The organism is Massilia sp. PAMC28688, assembly GCF_019443445.1.
Taxonomy (GTDB): Bacteria; Pseudomonadota; Gammaproteobacteria; order Burkholderiales; family Burkholderiaceae_D; genus Telluria_A.
This window is the reverse complement of record NZ_CP080378.1, coordinates 5,157,550-5,176,280: the sequence shown is the minus strand read 5'-3', so window position 1 is coordinate 5,176,280 and position 18,731 is coordinate 5,157,550. Positions and strand designations below refer to the sequence as shown.

7 protein-coding genes are annotated in these 18,731 nt (G+C 66.0%); all 7 read left to right on the top strand.

The features are described 5' to 3' along the window. Positions 1 to 6: 6 nt before the first annotated feature. A complete protein-coding gene (locus KY495_RS22880) occupies positions 7 to 12,855 on the top strand; it encodes an SDR family NAD(P)-dependent oxidoreductase (RefSeq protein WP_219881566.1) in 12,849 nt (4,282 codons plus the stop codon). Positions 12,856 to 13,108: 253 nt separating this feature from the next. After that, complete coding sequence (locus KY495_RS22875; protein WP_219881565.1) at positions 13,109 to 13,816, top strand: MBL fold metallo-hydrolase; 708 nt, start codon at positions 13,109 to 13,111, stop codon at positions 13,814 to 13,816. A 122-nt stretch (positions 13,817 to 13,938) separates the two neighbouring features. Next, entirely contained in the window at positions 13,939 to 15,195 is a 1,257-nt protein-coding gene (locus KY495_RS22870; protein WP_219881564.1) for a hydroxymethylglutaryl-CoA synthase family protein, read from the top strand. After that, positions 15,186 to 15,980 carry an enoyl-CoA hydratase/isomerase gene (locus KY495_RS22865; RefSeq protein ID WP_219881563.1) on the top strand — a complete coding sequence of 265 codons (795 nt, stop codon included), beginning with the start codon at positions 15,186 to 15,188 and terminating at the stop codon, positions 15,978 to 15,980. The genes KY495_RS22870 and KY495_RS22865 overlap by 10 nt, the downstream gene beginning before the upstream one ends. 45 nt (positions 15,981 to 16,025) lie before the next feature. Continuing rightward, positions 16,026 to 16,274 carry an acyl carrier protein gene (locus KY495_RS22860; protein WP_219881562.1) on the top strand — a complete coding sequence of 83 codons (249 nt, stop codon included), beginning with the start codon at positions 16,026 to 16,028 and terminating at the stop codon, positions 16,272 to 16,274. Then, positions 16,267 to 17,511 carry a beta-ketoacyl synthase N-terminal-like domain-containing protein gene (locus tag KY495_RS22855; protein ID WP_219881561.1) on the top strand — a complete coding sequence of 415 codons (1,245 nt, stop codon included), beginning with the start codon at positions 16,267 to 16,269 and terminating at the stop codon, positions 17,509 to 17,511. Before KY495_RS22860 ends, KY495_RS22855 begins: the two co-directional genes overlap by 8 nt. 50 nt (positions 17,512 to 17,561) lie before the next feature. After that, entirely contained in the window at positions 17,562 to 18,668 is a 1,107-nt protein-coding gene (gene fabD, locus KY495_RS22850; RefSeq protein ID WP_219881560.1) for an ACP S-malonyltransferase, read from the top strand. Positions 18,669 to 18,731: the final 63 nt, after the last annotated feature.

The window sequence follows — 18,731 nt, the reverse complement described above, 5'->3', positions numbered from 1 at the left end:
TTTGAAATGCATAATCAGTTGAAGCAGATTTACGAAGACGTACGCGCAGAGAGAATCAGCAAAGACGAGGCGCTCAAGCGGGTCAGGGCCTTCAAGGGCGGGGGTGGGGAGCTGGCGCTGATGGTGCCGAGCTGGCAGCAGGTGGCAGTGCCGGAACAGCAGCATGGCCTGCACACGGAGCATGTGCTGGTCCTGTGCGGCACGGCCGAAGTCAATACCGGCGAGCTGACTACTCTGATTCCCGCCGACCGCTGCGTGGTGTGGCCACCGCTGCCCGAGGCCGATCTGGCCGGCGCCTATGCCACCCGCGCGCGCGCCTGCCTGCAGCTGGTGCAGGAGATGCTTGGGCGTGGCAAGAATGGCCAGCGCCTGCTGCAGGTGGTCGTGGCGGACACGCCCGAACTGGGCCTGATGGCGGGCCTGGCGGCGCTGCTCAAGACAGCGCGCCAGGAAAATCCCCAGTTTGCCGGGCAGTTGATCCTGGTCGACGCCCACACCTGCACGCCATCGCTGGCGCGCCTGCTGGCAGCCGAAGCATCGGCGCCGAACGAAACGCTGGTGCGGCATCGCCACGGCCGCCGCGAAGTGCTGCGCTGGCAGCTCGCTCCTGCCCCTACCGCAGCGCGCATCGCTTTCAAGGAAGACGGTGTGTACCTGATCACCGGCGGCCTCGGTGGCCTGGGATTGCTGTTTGCCGGCGAGATCCTGCGCCAGACGCGCCGTGCCCGCGTGGTGCTGACCGGTCGCGCGCCGCTCTCTGCCAAAGGCGAGGCAGCAATGCGCGAGCTTGACGCTGAAGGCGCCCGGCTGGCCTACCGTCAGCTTGACCTGGGGAGCCGGGACGCCGTCACCGAATGCGTGTCAACAGTGGCAGCGGAATACGGCAAGCTCAATGGCGTGCTGCATGCGGCCGGCCAGATCGCCGACCAGTACCTTGTCCGCAAGCTGCCGGGCGAATTCGATGCCGTGCTGGCACCCAAGGTGGCCGGCACGCTGCACCTGGCGCACGCCTGTGAAGCACTGGAGCCGGATTTTGTGGTGCTGTTTTCATCGATTGCCGGCGCCCTGGGTAACGCCTGCCAGGCCGATTACGCGGCGGCCAACGGCTTCATGGACCAGTTTGCGGCCTACGGGAACGCGCGCCTGAGTGCGCAGGGGCGCAAGGGCCGCATCGTGTCGGTCAACTGGTCGCTGTGGCAGGACGGCGGCATGCAGCTCGATGCCGACAGCATGGCCGCCATCGCGCAACAGACCGGGCTGCAGCCGCTGCAGACAGGGGCGGCGCTGCGTGCATTCCATCTGGCCCTGGCCATGCCGGGCAGCCAGTGCCTGGCCACGGGCGGCGCCAATCCCGTGCTGCGGCGCTGGATTGCCGCCCAGGACAGCACGCCCACGGCGCCTGCCGCGCCGGCAGCACACGCGCCTGGCCCCGCCGGTCACGGTCAGGCCGAACAGTACCTGTGCAAGGTACTCTCCGGCGTGCTGAAACTGGCGCCGAACAAGATCGACGTGCGCGCTCCGCTGGAGCAGTACGGAATCGACTCCATCCTGGCCATGAAGCTGACGGCCGAATTGGAGAAGTCATTCGGGCCGCTGTCCAAGACCCTGTTTTTTGAATACCAGAGCATTGCCGAACTGGCGGTCCATTTCGGCCAGGTCCATGCGGCAAAGCTGGCGGCGTTGCACCAGGCATCGGCCGCGCCGCCGTCCCCGCCTGCGCCGCCGCCACGCGCGGCAGCGGGGCGCACACGCCGCCTGGGCGGCACGCCTGCGCCTGCCGCACCGGCGCCCGGCCCCATGGAACGTCCGCGCCAGAACAGCACCAGCCGGGATCCGATTGCCATCGTGGGCCTGTCAGGGCGCTATCCCGAGTCGCCCGACGTCCATGCCTTTTGGGACAACCTGCGCGCTGGACGCGATTGCGTCACCGAGGTCCCGGCCAGCCGCTGGAACTGGCGCGACTACTACAGCGAAGACCGCACGCTGGCCGGCCATCATTACAGCCGCTGGGGTGGTTTCATCGAAGGCGTCGACGAATTTGACCCGCAGTTTTTCAACATCGCCCCGCGCGAAGCAAAACTGATCGATCCGCAGGAACGGCTGTTCCTGCAGCACGCCTGGCTGGCCCTGGAAGACGCGGGCTATACCCGCGCGGCGCTTGAAACTGGCGGTGAGCAGCCCGGCGAAGTGGGTGTCTATGCAGGCGTCATGTACAGCGAATACCAGATGTATGGCGTGGAGGCGAGCATGCGCGGCCAGCGCATGGGCTTAAACGGCAGCACCGCCAGCATTGCCAATCGCGTCTCCTACTTTCTCAACCTGCATGGGCCGAGCATGACGCTTGATACCATGTGCTCGTCGTCGCTCACGGCGCTGCACCTGGCCTGCCAGGACCTGCGCAGTGGCCGCATCAGCGCGGCGCTGGCAGGTGGCGTGAACGTGAGCGTCCATCCCAACAAATATCTGCTGCTCAGTTCCAGCCAGTTCATTTCCAGCGCCGGCCAGTGCCAGAGTTTTGGCGAGGGTGGCAACGGCTATATTCCGGGCGAGGGCGTGGGAGTGGTCATGCTCAAGCGTCTGTCGGATGCAGAGCGCGACGGCGACCATATCTACGGCACCATTCGCGGCAGCGCCTTGAGCCACGGCGGCAAGACCAACGGCATTTCGGTGCCCAATCCGCGCGGGCAAGCCAACGCCGTGCGGCGCGCGCTGCAGGACGCTGGCGTGGAACCGGGCCAGATCAGCTATATCGAGGCGCACGGCACCGGCACCAAGCTGGGCGACCCGATCGAGATCGCGGCCCTGCATGCCGTGTTCCAGCCGCATATGGCACCTGGCGCGAGCTGTCTGATTGGCTCGGTCAAGTCCAATATCGGCCACTGCGAGTCGGCCGCCGGCATCGCGGCCCTGACCAAGGTGCTGCTGCAGATGAAGCACCGGCAGATCGTGCCGTCGCTGCATTCCACGCGGCTCAATCCGAATATCGATTTTGCCGGCAGCCCGTTCGAGGTCAACCAGTCGCTGCGCGAGTGGAGTGCGGTTAGCGCCGGCGGCATGCCACCGGCACGCATCGCGGGCATTTCATCCTTTGGGGCTGGCGGCTCCAATACGCACGTGGTGATCGAAGAATATGTGGAGAACGCGCAAGCGCAGCCTGAAGGCGCCACCATGCACGCCGTGCTGCTGTCGGCCCGCACGCCCGAGCAGCTAACTGCCAAAGCGTTGTCCCTGCTGGAGTTCGTTCAGCGCACGGCGCCCGACGCCGCTGCCATACGCGGCATTGCGTACACCTTGCAGACCGGCCGCGAGTCCATGGACGAACGTCTGAGCGTCATGGCAGCTTCCGCCGGCGAGCTGGCCGACAGGCTGCGCGCCTGGATCGCGGGCGAAGAGGGAGTCGAGGGCGTGGCCCGCAACCAGGCCAGGCGCCACCGCGAGGCGCTGTCCATGTTCGGCAGCGACGGCGACCTGCAGCAGATGGTGCGCACGTGGGTAACGGAAAAGAAGCTGCCGGCACTGGTGGATCTGTGGGGCAAGGGTGTGGAGGTGGACTGGCGTGCCATGTACGGTGCCACCGCGCCGCGTCGCGTCAGCCTGCCGCTGTATCCATTCGCGCGCGAGCGCTACTGGGTCGAAGCAGGCCAGGGAAACGCGGCGGCGAACGTCGCCCACTCGGCCGCGCTGCACCCACTGGTGCATGCCAATACCTCGACCCTGGAGCAGCATGGCTACGCTTCCCGCTTCAATGGGACCGAATCCTTCTTTGCCACCCGCGGCGATGAGCGGGTGCTGCCAGAAGCAGCGTTGCTGGAAATGGCGCGTGCAGCGCTCACTCTGGCGCGGGGAGACGCCAACGGGACCGGCCTGCTGGAAGTGCGCGGCGTGCGCTGGGGCGAGCCCTTCGTGGCGCAGCCGGATAGCGCGCTGCAGATCGCATTGCTGCCTGCCGGTGCTGATACCAGTTTTGATATCTTCAGTGGCACCGGCGCCAGGGAGCGTGTCCATTGCCAGGGCATGGCATGCACCGCTGCGGCCGCGCCCAGGCGCCTCGATCCTGTAGCCCTGCGGGCCGGCATTTCGCAGCGCTCCCCAGGCATGCCTGATAGCGCAGACATTCGCGCGCTGTTCGCGGGCCAGGACCAGTGGCTGATGGAGTTTTCCGTCAACGTGCCCGAACATGATGGGGCGACGGTGACATTGCGGGTGCTGGAAGCTGTAACACAGGCAGTACAACTGGCATCCGGCGGCGGCCTTCCTTGCGCTGTGCAATCTGCTCGCTTTGCAGGGCAAGTGGCGGGCCAGGGGATGGCATGGATTCGCCTTGCTGGCAGCAGTGACTTTGACATTGATATCGCGGACGAACAGGGCGAGGTCGCGCTGGAATTGCGCGGCCTGGTCGTGATGGCGGCCAACCGCCTGCCGGACGCCGTGCCGGCGCCGGCTGTCGCAGCCGCCCCAGTCGTGGCCGTGCCGGTACCACTGCAGCAGCGCGAAATTATCTTCGTTTCCGGGCCGGTTCCGGCCGCCACCGTGCGCGCCAAGCCCGACAATGTGACCCTGCCCGCTCCGGCCGCTGTCGCCGGGCAGGGCATGGCCACGCGGCCCAGGGTCCGCGTGGCGCTGTCCGATCCCGCATTCCAGCTGCCTGCCCCGGGTGAGGTGTCCCCGGTCAGGCTGTTTGACCAGGGCGGCGGTATCTTTTTGCTGCACGTTGTTGAGCGTGACCAGGAGGGCAGCGTCGTCTCCAGCATGGTCGCCGCGCTGGCCACCCTGTCCAGTCCTGACCTGGCAGGGCAGGCCAAAATACTGCTTCTGTTTGGCGCCGAAGGGCAATTCCTGTCCCGTCTCTCTGCCACCGGTGAGGCAGCGCCACGCCAGCTGTATGCGGCCCTGGTACGGGCACCGTTCCCCATCATCGCGGTCCTGCCCGATGGAGCCGCCGGTGCCGGCTTTATCGCCGCGGCCATGTGCGACTTCATGATCTGCGCCGAGGATGCCCAGTATGGCTGCGCCAAGCCTGGCGGCGACGGCGGTCTGGCTGCGCTTGAACTGGCGCTGGTCTACGAACGTTTCGGTGCTGTCGTGGCCGACCATCTTGTCACACGCGGTGAGCCGGACAGCGGCCGCGCATTGCAAGGCAAGGGGCTGGCGTGCGCGGTGGTGCCGGCGCCAGAGGTGCAAGGTCACGCCGAACAGCTGGCCAAGGTGCTCGCTGCGCACACCAGCGACGGCCTGCGCCTGCTCAAACTTCACCTCGCGCGCCGCTTCAGCGACATCATCGCCCGTCACCCCGCAGCTGCCGCCATGCCTGTCAGCGAAATGCCGGCCGCATCGTGGCCAGAGCAAATGCCGCTGGCCTGGCACGCAGACGGAATCGCGCTCGTTCAGCTCAACAAGGCAGCGCTAAACGATACGGTATGGATCACGGCAAGCGAGGCGTTGAAAGCACAGGAAGGCTTGCGCGCCCTGGTACTGGCGTGCGCCGAAGGCATGCTCTGGAGCGCAGATGAAGCTGCGGGCCTGTTCCGGTCTTTGAAAGCATTCATCGCGCAGGCGCCCGTACCCGTGGTGGTTGCGCTGGAAGGCGAGGGGAATGACGGCACCTTCATGCTCGCCCTGCTTGCCGACGCCTGCGTCATCAGCGCCCAGGCGCACTACGGCGCATCGCCCACGCGCCTGGCAGCCGGCATGGCAGGGGACATCGCGCCGCTGCTGGCGCAGCGCTTCGGCGACGCCGCCGGCAAGAACATCCTGCTCACCGGCGCACGGCTCGGCGGCACTGCGCTGCAAGCACTGGCAGGGCGCATCACTGCGACCGAACGTGCGGGCGTGATCACGGCCGCCGTGGCAGCGGCACGCGCCTTGTCGGCGCTGCCGCCAGCCGCGCTGGCACCCTGGCGTGATGCCTGCGCCAGCGCCGGGCGCGTGGTCGCGGCCCCGATTGCAGACTGGGTGGCCGATGCTCCGCTTGCCGTGCCTGACGGCGCTGCGCCGGTGTGCGTGCCGCTCGCCTCCGGCGTGGTGGCAGCACTGGCCCACCCGGGCGGCATCCTGGAAGTGCGCATGGAAGACCGGCGTGCCCGCAACATGTTTTCGGACGAACTTGTCGCCGGCATGAACGAAGTGTTCCGGCACGTGGCTTCATCTCCCGGCTACAAGGTCGTGATCCTGACCGGGTACGACCGCTACTTCGCAAGCGGGGGCACCAAGGAAAACCTGCTGGCGATCCAGGCGGGCAGCGCCCAGTTTACCGACTCGCGCCTGTTCGAACTGCCGCTGCGCTGCCCGGTGCCCGTCATCAGCGCCATGCAGGGACACGGCATCGGCGCCGGCTGGTCGCTTGGCATGTACGCCGACTTCACCCTGTTCAGCGAACGTGGCGAATACTCGAGCCCATACATGGCCTATGGCTTCACGCCGGGCGCCGGCGCCACGCTGGTATTCCCGGAACGGATCGGCTATGACCTGGCGCGTGAAACCATGCTCACCGGCCAGCAGTACAGCGGAGCGGCGCTGCGCCGGCGCGGCCTATGCCTGCCGGTGCTGGAGCAGGGCGAGGTAGCGGCGCAGGCCATGGCCCTGGCGCTGCAGATCGCCAGCCTTCCTCGCAGCCTGCTGGTGGCGTACAAATCCCAGCTGGCGGAGCCACTGCGCCTTGCCATTGACGAGGTGTGCGCGCTCGAACTTGAAATGCACGCCCAGACGTTCGTCGGCCGCGCCGATACGCTGCAGCGTATCGAGGAACGCTTCGCGCAGGCTCCCGGCACCGTGGCGCCGCAGCCGCAGGCACCTGCAATGCCTGCTCAAGCGGCAGTCGATACGGGCGATCTGCAGGCAAGCCTGAAGGCGCTGCTGGCGCAGGAACTACAGATGGCGGCGGCCGATATCGACGACGACATGCAGTTTGTCGACCTGGGGCTCGACTCCGTGAGCGGCGTGACGTGGGTGCGCAAGATCAATGAACAGTTCGGGATTGCCCTCGAAGCGACGCAGATCTACAGCTATCCGACCCTGAAACAGTTCGCATCCTACGTCCGCCACGCGGCCGGCAGCGCCGCCCCGGTGGCGCCTGCGCCTGTGGCTGCCGCCGCAAGCGTCGCGGCGCCGCAAGCGCCCGCTGCCATCCTCGATAGCCTGGCGGCGCTGCTGGCGGACGAGCTGCAGATGCGCGCAGAAGACATTGATGAACACATGCAGTTCGTCGACCTGGGTCTGGATTCAGTGAGCGCCGTGACCTGGATGCGCAAGATCAATGCGCTGTTTGGAACCGATATCGAGGCAACCCAGATTTACAGCTTTCCCACGCTGCACCAGCTGGCCCAACATGTGCGGCAGGTGGCAGGGTCCGGCGCCGCGATCGCCGGCGTGGCCAGCCCGGGCGCGTCCACGGCGCCGGCTTCAGTACCGCGGCCATCGAGAGCGCCGCTCACGCGCACCACCCGCACCACCGGCACGCAGGCCGGCATGCCGGCCACGCCACAGCGCGAGCCAATCGCGGTAGTCGGCATGGCCGGCCAGTTCCCGCAGGCGGGGGACATCGATGCATTCTGGCGCAATATCGCCGAGGGGCGCGACTGCATCAGCGAGATACCGTCCTCGCGCTGGGACAGCGGCGTCTTTTATCAGCCAGGCGAGCCGGCTCCCGGCAAGACCAACAGCCGCTGGCTGGGCGCCATGGCAGATTTCGATTGCTTCGACCCGCTGTTTTTCAATATCTCGCCCAGCGAAGCGGAAAGCATGGACCCGCAGCAGCGGCTGTTCCTGCAGGCGAGCTGGCACGCCATCGAGCATGCCGGTTACGACGCAGCCGACCTGTCGGGCAGCCGGTGCGGCGTGTTTGTCGGCTGCGCCGGCACCGATTACCATCAGCGTTCAGGGGCGCAGCGCCTGAGCGCCCAGGGATTCACCGGTGCCGCCAATTCCATCCTGGCCGCGCGCATCAGCTATTTCCTCAATCTGCAGGGACCTGGCATTGCCATCGATACGGCCTGTTCGTCGTCGCTGGTGGCCATTGCTCAGGCCTGCGACAGCCTGGTTGCGGGCACGATCGACGCAGCCCTGGCTGGCGGCGTGTACGTGATGACGGGTCCGGACCTGCATATCCAGACCGCCCAGGCGGGCATGCTGTCCACCGACGGGCGCTGCTTCACCTTTGACCAGCGCGCCAACGGCTTCGTGCCTGGCGAGGCGGTGGCCACCATCATGCTCAAGCGCCTGTCGGATGCAGAACGTGATGGCGACACCATTCACGGCGTGATCCGCGGCTGGGGAGTGAACCAGGACGGCAAGACCAACGGCATCACGGCGCCGAACCCGCAGGCGCAGGCCGCGCTGCAGCGCGACGTCTACAGCCGCTTCGGCATTGATCCGTCCACCATTGGCCTGATCGAGGCGCACGGCACCGGCACCAAGCTTGGTGATCCGATCGAAGTGCAGGCGCTCAAGCAGAGCTTTGGCCTGTCCGGGGCTGGCGCGCACTGCGCCCTCGGCTCGGTCAAGAGCAATATCGGCCACTGCCTGACGGCGGCCGGCGCCACCGGCTTTATCAAGCTGGTACAGGCGCTCAAGCACCGCCAGCTGCCGCCGACCATCCACTTCGACCAGCTCAATGAGCATATCAACTTGGCCGGCAGCCCGTTTTACATCAATGCCCAGCTGCGTCCGTGGCAAAGCGCCGCCGGCGTTCGGCGCCGCGCGGCCATCAGTTCGTTCGGCTTCAGTGGCACCAATGCCCACCTGGTGCTGGAAGAATATCATCCCCAAACCACCGCAAGCGGCCCGGCAGGGCCGGTGCTGGTCCCCCTGTCGGCCAGGACGCCAGAGCAGCTGCGCCAGCGCGCGCAAGACTTGCTGGCGGTGCTGTCACAGGAGCCGGCTGCCTTCTCGCTGGCCGAGCTGGCATTCACGCTGCAGCTGGGCAGGACGCCGATGGAGCACCGGTTGCTCTTCAGTGCTGCTTCAGCCGGTGAGCTGGCAGCCAGGCTGGCCGCCTGGCTGCAGGGCGCGGCGCCGGAGCCGGCAGGGGACGTGGCGCCGCAACTGGCGGCAGCATGGCTTGCCGGCGCCGAGGCAGATTGGGCATCGCTGTATGCTGGCAGAACGCGCCCGCGTCGCATTGCCTTGCCCTTGTATCCGTTTGCGCGTGAACGCTACTGGATCGCAGCCGATGTAGCGCCGGCGCTGACCACGGCGCCGGTGCGGCCCGCTCCCACGCCTGCAGGAGCGGATGGAACCGTGCTCTTGCCGCGCTGGCAGGACATGCCGGCCGCGCCGCAGCAACAGGTCCTGTACGACCAGCACGTGCTGGTCTTGTGCGGCACGGTGGCCATCAATACCGGCGAGCTGACCACGCTGGTGCCGGCCGGCCGCTGCGTGGTATGGCCGGCGCTGGATGCGGCGAATCTGGCCGGCAGCTTCTGCGCCATGGCGCAGGCCTGCCACGCGCTGGTGCGTGACATGCTGGCCGGCCCCGGGCGCCGTCTGCTGCAGATCGTCGCCGGCGACACGCCGGAACTGGGCCTGGTGGCCGGCCTGGCGGGCATGCTCAAGACCGCGGCGCAGGAAAACCCCCGCTTTGCCGGGCAGGTGATCACGGTCGATGCCGGGATTGCCACACCGGCGCTGGCGCGCCTGCTCGCGTCGGAGGCCGCTACTCCCCGTGAAACCCTGGTGCGTTACCGCGACGGGCGGCGGCAGGCGCTGCGCTGGCAGGCCGCGCCGTCAACCCGGGCGCCAATCGCCTTCAGGGAGCATGGCACCTACCTCATCACCGGAGGCATGGGTGCACTGGGCCGGCTGTTTGCCGGCGAAATCCTGCGCCAGGCACGACACGCTAAGGTGATTCTCGCCGGGCGCGGTCCGCTCTCCGTCCAGGGGCAGGCCCTGTTGCGTGACCTCGGTGGCGATGCTGGCCGCGTCAGCTATCGCCAGCTTGACCTGTCGTGCGAGGACGCAGTGCGCAGCACGCTGGCCGACATCGCCGCCACCCATGGCCGGCTTGACGGCATCCTGCACGCTGCAGGACAAACCGCCGACCAGTTCATCATCCACAATCACGGTGGGCAGATGGACGCCGTGCTGGCACCCAAGGTCGCTGGCACGCTGCACCTGGCCGGCGCGTGCGACGCGCTCGATCTCGACTTCCTGGTCCTGTTTTCGTCCATCGCCGGCGCACTGGGCAATGCCGGCCAGGCGGATTACGCGGCGGCCAACGGCTTCATGGATCAATTCGCGGCGCTTCGCACCAGCGGCGCGGCGTCGCTTACGGTGTCCATCAACTGGTCCCTGTGGCAGGACGGCGGCATGCGGCCGGATGCCGCCACGCTCGACCAGCTTGGTGCCATGACGGGCATGCGGCCGCTGTCCACGGCCGCTGGCATGGCTGCCTTCCATCAGGCGCTGGCACTTGGCGAGGGCCAGTGCATGGCAGTGGCAGGCGACGTTGCCAAGCTGCTGCAGTATGTGGAAAGTGGAGCGGCGCCGGCTGCCGGCATGGCGCCGCGTCTGACGCCATCCACCGGCTTGGACCGGCTGCTGGCAGAACAGACGCTGCTCAAGATGAAGGAGCTGTTCGGCGCGGTCATCAAGCTCGCGCCGGGCAGGATTGATGCGAACAAGGAGCTGTCGGCCTATGGCATTGATTCGCTGATGGTCACGCGGCTAAATGGTGAATTCGCCAAGGTGTTCGGCGCCATCGCCAAGACCCTGGTATTCGAGTACAAGACCCTGGCGGCGTTGAGCGCGTATTTTGTGGAGCATCACCGTGACCAGTGCCAGGCCTGGACTGGCGTGGGCGAGCAGGTCCCGCAAATGGCGCTGCCGCTGCCGCCACTGCCACCACTACCTGTCCCGGCCATGCCGGCCCCGCTGCGCGCATCGACCAGCACGGAGCCAATCGCCATCGTGGGCGTGAGCGGCACCTTTCCGCAAGCCGAATCGCTGGCACAGTTCTGGGACAACCTGCGCTCTGGCCTCGATTGCGTGGGTGAAGTGCCTGCCGTGCGTTGGCCGCAGCAGGGCTTTTACGAAGCGGACATGATGCGCGCGGTGGAGCAGGGCAAGAGCTACTCCAAGTGGGGCGGCTTCGTGGAACAGTTTGACCAGTTCGATCCCCTGTTTTTCGGTATCGCCCCGAGCGAGGCGATGAGCATGGACCCGCAGGAGCGCATGTTCCTGCAGGCTGCCTGGCACTGCATGGAAAGCGCCGGCTACACGCGGGCCGACCTGCGCGACAGGTTCCAGCGCAAGGTGGGAGTCTTCGCCGGCATCACCCGCCAGGGCTACAACCTGCACGGCACCCAGAGCGCGCGGCGCGAGCGCAAGTTTCACCCGCATACCTCGTTCGGTTCACTGGCCAACCGCCTGTCCTACCTGCTCGACATCACCGGTCCGAGCATGCCGATCGATACCATGTGCTCGTCCTCGCTCACCGCCATCCACGAGGCGTGCGAGCAGATTCGCCGCGGCGACTGCGCGCTGGCCTTTGCCGGCGCCGTCAACCTGTACACCCACCCGTCCAATTACGTGGACATGGCATCCCAGTACGCACTCTCGCCGGACGGGCGCTGCCGCAGTTTTGGCGCCGGAGCCAATGGTTTTGTGCCTGGCGAAGGCGTGGGCGTACTGCTGCTGCGGCCCCTGTCAGAGGCACTGGCCGATGGCGACGTGATTCATGGCCTGATCCTTGGCACTCACGTCAACCATGGCGGCCGCACCAATGGCTACACGGTGCCAAGTCCGCGCGCCCAGGCCGAGCTGATTGCCCACACCATCAGCAAGGCCGGGATCGACGCGCGTGACATCAGCTATGTGGAGGCGCACGGCACCGGTACGGCACTGGGTGACCCGATTGAAATCGAAGGTCTGCGCCAGGCGTTTGCCCGCGATACCGGCGAGGCAGGGTACTGCCGCATCGGCTCGGCCAAATCCAACATCGGCCACCTGGAGGCGGCGGCGGGCATGGCCGGCATGGCCAAGATTCTGCTGCAGATGAAGCACCGCCAGCTGGCACCGAGCCTGCATGCGGCCCAGCTCAACCCTGCCATCGATTTTTCCAACACGCCGTTCGTGGTCAACACCGCCCTGGCACCATGGAACCCGGTGGCGGCTGACGGCAGTGCGCAGCCACGCATTGCTGCCATCTCCGCCTTTGGTGCGGGCGGGGCCAACGCGCATGTCATCGTCAAGGAGTTCGACCCCGCAGCCTGGCCGCGCTACCGCCAGGGCGCCGGCACGTCCGGGCCGGTGCTGGTGCCGCTGTCGGCCAAGAGCGCTGCCCAGCTGCGCGAGAGCGCGGTGCGGCTGCTGGCATTCATCGACGGCGAGGGTGCCGAGTGCAGCCTTGCGTCACTCGCTTACACGCTGCAGACGGGGCGCGAGGCGATGGAGCAGCGTGCCGGCTTTGTCGCCTCGTCCCTCGATGGGCTGGCGGCGATGCTGCGTGCTTACCTTGCAGGAGACAGCGATGTCGCGGGCTGTTACGCCGGCCAGGTGGAGCCGGCAGGAGGCGACGTGGCCGACATGCTTGAAGACGAAGGCATGCGCGCTGCAGTGTCCACCTGGCTGGCCAGCGGCAAGCTTGGCAGCCTGGCGCGCTGGTGGTGCCGCGGGCTGGCGTTCGACTGGCATGCACTGTACCCGCAGGGCCGGCCGAACCGGATGGTACTGCCGGGCTATCCATTCGCGCGCGAGCGTTACTGGGTGGGGCCGGGCCAGGCGGCGCCGCAAGCGCCGGTGTCCCAGCCTGCGGGTGACCTCGGACGCACCATTGACGACATTGTCAGCCGCATCGACAGCGACGCCATCGACAGTGGGGAGGCAGTCGAATTGCTGGACGCGGCACTGCGCCGCAATTAGGGCGATGGCCAGGTGCGGCGCGCCCCGGCTTGCCGCGGCGGGCCTGAAAACAGTGCGCGCCGGGGCCAATAGCATGGCACAAAAATCGCGGCCGTGGACCGCAAGTTTGGCAAAGTGGGATTTTTGCGACGACACAAAAATAACTTTGTAACACGCTTACTTTTTTTGCAAAGTTGCGTGCTAGAATTTGTAAAACAGTCACCCAAGAAACAACAAAAAGAGGGTGCAGGAATGCTGAAAGCTGACTGGAGAAATGATGGAAAAGCTGTACGGTTCTGCAATTCGTTTTGCAGCCCAGCCGCAGGTTCATGTGTTGAAGATGCAGTTCCATTTCATGACCAACTACAACTACCTGATCGTCGATCCAGTCAGTCGGCAGGCAGTGATCGTTGATCCGGCTTGGGAAATGGAAAAGGTCGACGCCGCACTGGCCGAGTGTGACGCCACGCTGGCCGGCATCCTCGTCACACACTCCCACCCTGATCACCTCAACCTGGCCGGACCGCTGGCCGAGCGGCGCCAGTGCCCGATCTGGATGTCCCACGACGAAATCGCCTATTCCGGTTTTTCCCATCCCCGTTTGCAGGGCATCGCTACCGCGCCATGGTACGTGGGCGCGCTGCAGATCCAGCCCGTGCACACGCCGGGCCACACGCCGGGCTGCTATTGCTACCTGATTGGCGACAACCTGTTCACGGGCGACGTCCTGTTTGCTGAGGGCTGCGGCATGTGCCCGGATACGCCAGGCGCGCACGCCATGTACGCCAGTCTCGAATACCTCAAGGCCCTGCTGGAACCGCATACGCGGGTCTATCCTGGCCACTCCTACGGCAAGGCGCCGGGCACGCGCTTTGACCAGATTTTGCAGGACAACATCTACCTGCAATTTTCAGACCGGGACACCTTTGCCGCTTTCCGCATGAGGAAAGTGCAAAGCCGGGTCAACATGTTCGGGCAGTAGCTCCGGCCACTCAATCGACCTGAAAGACATCACAGCGATCGCGCTGCGGGGGGCTACTTTTGCCCGCAGATGGCGATACGGTTCGCGGCCAGCCGCCTTTTTGACGCTAAAGGAACAGCAGTATGAGTGTTGTAGGGTTTGAAGCAATCAATGCCTATGCGGGCGCCGCGTTCCTGGACGTGGAAAAACTGGCCATCCACCGCGAGCTCGATACCAGCCGCTTCGAGAACCTCCTGATGCGGCAAAAGACGGTGGCCCTGCCTTACGAAGACCCCGTCACCTACGGCATGAACGCCGCCATGCCCATCGTGGCGGCCCTCTCGCCCGAAGAAAAAGACCGCATCGAAATGATCATCACCTGCACCGAATCGGCCTTCGATTTCGGTAAGTCGATGAGCAGCTATTTCCACAGCCTGCTGGGTCTTAACAAGAATTGCCGCACCTTTGAAATCAAGAGCGCCTGCTACTCGGGCGCCGCCGGTGTGCAGATGGCGATCAACTTCATCCTGTCTTCGGTTTCGCCAGGCGCCAAGGTGCTGGTGATTGCCACGGACATCTCGCGCTTCATGGTCGCACCGGGCGGCAGCGCGCTGTCGTCGGACTGGTCGTTCCTGGAGCCGAGCAGTGGCGCCGGCGCGGTGGCCATGCTGGTGAGCGACACGCCGACCGTGTTCCAGTTCGACGTGGGCGCCAACGGCTACTACGGTTACGAAGTGATGGACACCTGCCGTCCCGCCGCCGACGTGGAGGCCGGCAACGCCGACGTCTCGCTGCTGTCGTACCTGGACTGCTGCGAGAAGTCCTACCTCGAATACGAAAAGCGCGTCACCGGCGCCGATTTCCGTACCAGCTTTCGCTACCTGGCCATGCACACACCATTCGGCGGCATGGTCAAGGGCGCGCACCGCAACATCATGCGCAAACTGGCCAAGGCGGCGCCGCCGGAAATCGAGGCCGATTTCGAGAACCGCGTCATGCCCGGCATCCGCTACTGCCAGCGGGTTGGCAACATCATGGGTGCCACTGCCATGCTGTCGCTGGTGAGCGTGATCCAGCACGGCCAGTTTGACACTCCGCAGCGCGTGGGCATCTTCTCGTACGGCTCCGGCTGCTGCTCGGAATTTTTCAGCGGCGTGGCCAGCCGCCAGGGCCAGCAGCGCGTGCGCGACATGGGCATTGGCCAGCACCTCGACAGCCGCTATGAGCTCAGCATGCCCGAATACGAATCGATCCTCGAAGTGAGTAACGAGATGCGCTTCGGTACCCGCAACGTGGTGCCGGATGCCGGCTTCATCGCCGCTGCCCGCAGCACCCACGGCAAGAAGACCTTGTTCCTTAAAGAGATCAAGGAATTTCATCGGGAATACGAATGGATCTGAGCATGCCGGGATCGCTCTACCAGTCCATCGCCGTGCGGCTGGAGGCGGAAGTCTGCACCATCACCATGAACCAGGGCGCGAGCGGCAACACCATCACGCGCGTGCTGATCGACGAAATCGGGCATGCCCTGCAGGCCTGCGAAACATCGGCCAGGATCGTGGTCCTGGAAGGCACGCCCGAGGTGTTCTGCAGCGGCGCCGACTTCCAGGGCATTGCCCGCAACCGCGCTCTTGGCGGAGCGCTGGCCGACCACGTGCCCGACGCCATGTACGAAGTGTGGCGGCGCCTGGCGTGCGGGCCATTCATCTCCGTGGCCCATGTGCGCGGCAAGGCCACTGCCGGCGGCATCGGCTTTGTGGCGGCATGCGACATCGTGCTGGCCGAGGAAAAGGCCATGTTCAGCCTGTCCGAGATGCTGTTTGGCCTCACGCCCGCTTGCGTGATGCCGTTTCTGATGCGCCGCATTGGCCTTGCGCGCGCCAATTACCTCACGCTCGGTACCCAGGCCATCGGCGCCCGCGTGGCCGAGCAATGGGGGCTGGTCGACGCGGTGGAAGAGCACAGCGACAACCTGCTGCGCAAGCAGTTGCTGCGCCTGAAGCGCCTGTCCAAGGCCGCCATCGTGCGCCACAAGCAGTACACCAATGGCCTTGACGAGAGCTTCGCGCGGGCCAAGCCGGCGGCGCTGCGGACCAACGTCGAGGCGTTTTCCGATCCACAGAATCTGGCCCATATCGAGCGCTATGTCGCGACCGGGCGCTTCCCTTGGGAAGCCGGCGCCTGACGCCGCTGCGACTTTTTTTTAACACCACCAACAGGGAAGCCGAGCATGGACCAGAACAAGATTTTCGAGACAATCGCCACCCACGCCCGCGACGTGATGCCCGCGCTGGCCACGCGCCAGCTCAACCCCACCGATTCGCTCAAGGCGCTGGGCGCCAATTCGATTGACCGCTCCGAGATCATCATGATGACGCTCGAGTCACTGGGGCTGGAAATGTCGCTGGTCGAACTGGCCCGTGCCGAGAACATGGGGGAACTGTCGGAAATCATGGGCCGGAGGATGGCAAGTGCCTGACCTGGTGATCTCGGGCCTGGGCGTCACCTCGGCCATTGGCCAGGGACGCCAGGCGTTTTCGTCAGCGCTGCTGGCAGGCGAGCATCGCTTTGACGTGATGCGCCGGCCCGGCCGCCAGTGGCCGCTGGCCGCAAGCGGCGACGCTGCACCGCAGGCCACGCGCTACCTGGGCGCCGAGATCGCCGACCTGTCTCTCCCGCCGGACCTGGCGCACAGCATGCTGCGCACGGCGTCGCTGTCAAGCCAGGTCGCGCTGGCTACCCTGCACGAAGCCTGGCAGGAAGCCGCGCTGGCCGCCGCCGACCCGGGCCGCATTGGCCTGTTCGTGGGCGGATCGAATTTTCAGCAGCGCGAGATGGTCCTGGCCCAGGCCCAGGGCGCGCGCAAATTCCAGTTCCTGCGGCCGACCTACGGCATGACCTTCCTCGACAGTGACCTGTGCGGCATCTGCACGGAAGTATTTGGCATTCGCGGCGTGGCCTACACCATTGGCGGTGCCTCGGCCAGCGGCCAGCTGGCCGTACTGCAGGCGGCCGAGGCAGTGCGTGCGGGCCAGGTGGACATTGCCATCGCGCTGGGGGCCATGATGGATTTGTCGTGCTTTGAAGCCCAGGCCCTGCGCTCGCTGGGCGCCATGGGTTCGGACCGCTACGCAGAGCAGCCGGAATTGGCGTGCCGGCCTTTCGATCAGGCGCGCGATGGCTTCATCTTTGGCGAATCCTGCGGCGCAGTGGTCGTTGAACGCACTGCCACGGCGCGCCGCCGCGGTGCCACGCCCTGGGCGCGCCTGGCCGGCTGGAGCAGCCATGTGGAAGGCAACCGCAACCCCAATCCGTCGCTGGGCGGCGAGCTTGAGGTGATCAACACGGCACTGGCCAGGGCCGGCTGGACGGCCGGGCAGCTTGACTACGTCAATCCGCACGCTTCCGGTTCCGGCGTGGGGGACGAGACTGAACTGGAGGCGCTGCGCCAGGCCGGCATCGATGGTGCCTGGGTCAATACCACCAAGTCGATCACCGGCCATGGCTTGAGCGCGGCCGGGGCGGTGGAGATCGTGGCGACGCTGCTGCAGATGCGGGCCGGGCGCCTGCACCCTTCGCGCAACCTGGAGCAGCCGCTGGCATCGTCCTGCCGCATCGTGGGCAGCGAAGCGGTCGCGCACCGCATGGCACGTGCATTGACATTGAGTTTTGGATTTGGCGGCATGAATACCGCGCTTTGCCTCGAGGCGATGTAGACGGGCGAGCGGCAACCTAAAAACGGCAGCACACAACACGAGGACACAGGATGCTCACTTATATTTTTCCAGGCCAGGGTTCCCAGGCGCGCGGCATGGGCGCCGATCTGTTTGACGCCTACCCGGACATGACGGCCAAGGCCGACGCGCTGCTGGGCTACTCGATCAAGGAATTATGCCTGACCGACCCGCGCAATGAACTGGGCAAGACCCAGTTCACCCAGCCGGCCCTGTTTGTCGTCAATGCCCTGTCGTACCGCCGCCGGCTCGAAGAGAGCGGCAAGCGTCCCGATTTCGTGGCCGGTCACAGCCTCGGTGAATTCAATGCGCTGCTCGCCGCCGGCTGCTTCGACTTCGAGACTGGCCTGCAGATCGTGAAAAAGCGCGGCGAGCTGATGAGCCAGGCCGACAGCGGCGCCATGGCGGCCATTCTCAACGCCAGCAAGGACCAGGTCGAAGCGATCCTCAAGGACGCGGGCCTGGACCAGATTGACCTGGCCAACTACAACTCGCACAGCCAGGTGGTCATCTCCGGCGCCGTGGACGAGATTGAAAAGGCGCAGCACTGCTTCAAGGGCAACATGATGTTTTACCCGCTCAATACGAGCGGCGCTTTCCACTCGCGCTTCATGGCCCACTCGCAAAAGGAGTTCACCGCCTTCCTGGCCCAGTTCTCGCTGGGCGCGCCGCAGATTCCCGTGATCGCCAACGTCACGGCGCGTCCTTACGAGGACGGCGCCGTGGCTGACACGCTGGCGCGCCAGATCGCCGGCATGGTGCGCTGGTGCGAGAGCGTGGAATACCTGCTGCAGCTTGATCCGGCCATGACGTTCGAGGAAGTCGGCCATGGCGAAGTGCTGGCCAAGCTGGTGCGCTCGATCACGCAGCACGTGCGCAAGCATGCGCCTGCGCCTGTGGCGGCGGCGCCCGCAGCGGCTGCGCCCATCGCGCCTGCAGCGGCGCGTCCGCGTGTGGACGCCGAGCAGGTGGTGCGCGAATGGAACAGCAAGTACCCGGTCGGCTCGCAGGTGCGCTCGACCATGCAGGGTTACGACGCGCTTGAAACCCGGACCGAGGCCATGGTGCTGTTCGGGCACCGGGCAGCGGTCTATATGAAGGGCTACAACGGCTACTTCGATCTGACCGAACTGCGCTAGCGCGCACCACCTCCGCACCATCAAGGCAAGCCTTCCGCTGTAAATCTTTTGCGATGAAAAGAG

What these genes read in the sequence shown, in the direction of transcription:
- KY495_RS22880 (WP_219881566.1), top strand. Translation starts at nt 7, where the DNA reads ATGCATAATCAGTTGAAGCAGATTTACGAAGACGTACGCGCAGAGAGA.
- KY495_RS22860 (WP_219881562.1), top strand. Translation starts at nt 16,026, where the DNA reads ATGGACCAGAACAAGATTTTCGAGACAATCGCCACCCACGCCCGCGAC.
- KY495_RS22865 (WP_219881563.1), top strand. Translation starts at nt 15,186, where the DNA reads ATGGATCTGAGCATGCCGGGATCGCTCTACCAGTCCATCGCCGTGCGG.
- KY495_RS22870 (WP_219881564.1), top strand. Translation starts at nt 13,939, where the DNA reads ATGAGTGTTGTAGGGTTTGAAGCAATCAATGCCTATGCGGGCGCCGCG.
- fabD (WP_219881560.1), top strand. Translation starts at nt 17,562, where the DNA reads ATGCTCACTTATATTTTTCCAGGCCAGGGTTCCCAGGCGCGCGGCATG.
- KY495_RS22875 (WP_219881565.1), top strand. Translation starts at nt 13,109, where the DNA reads ATGATGGAAAAGCTGTACGGTTCTGCAATTCGTTTTGCAGCCCAGCCG.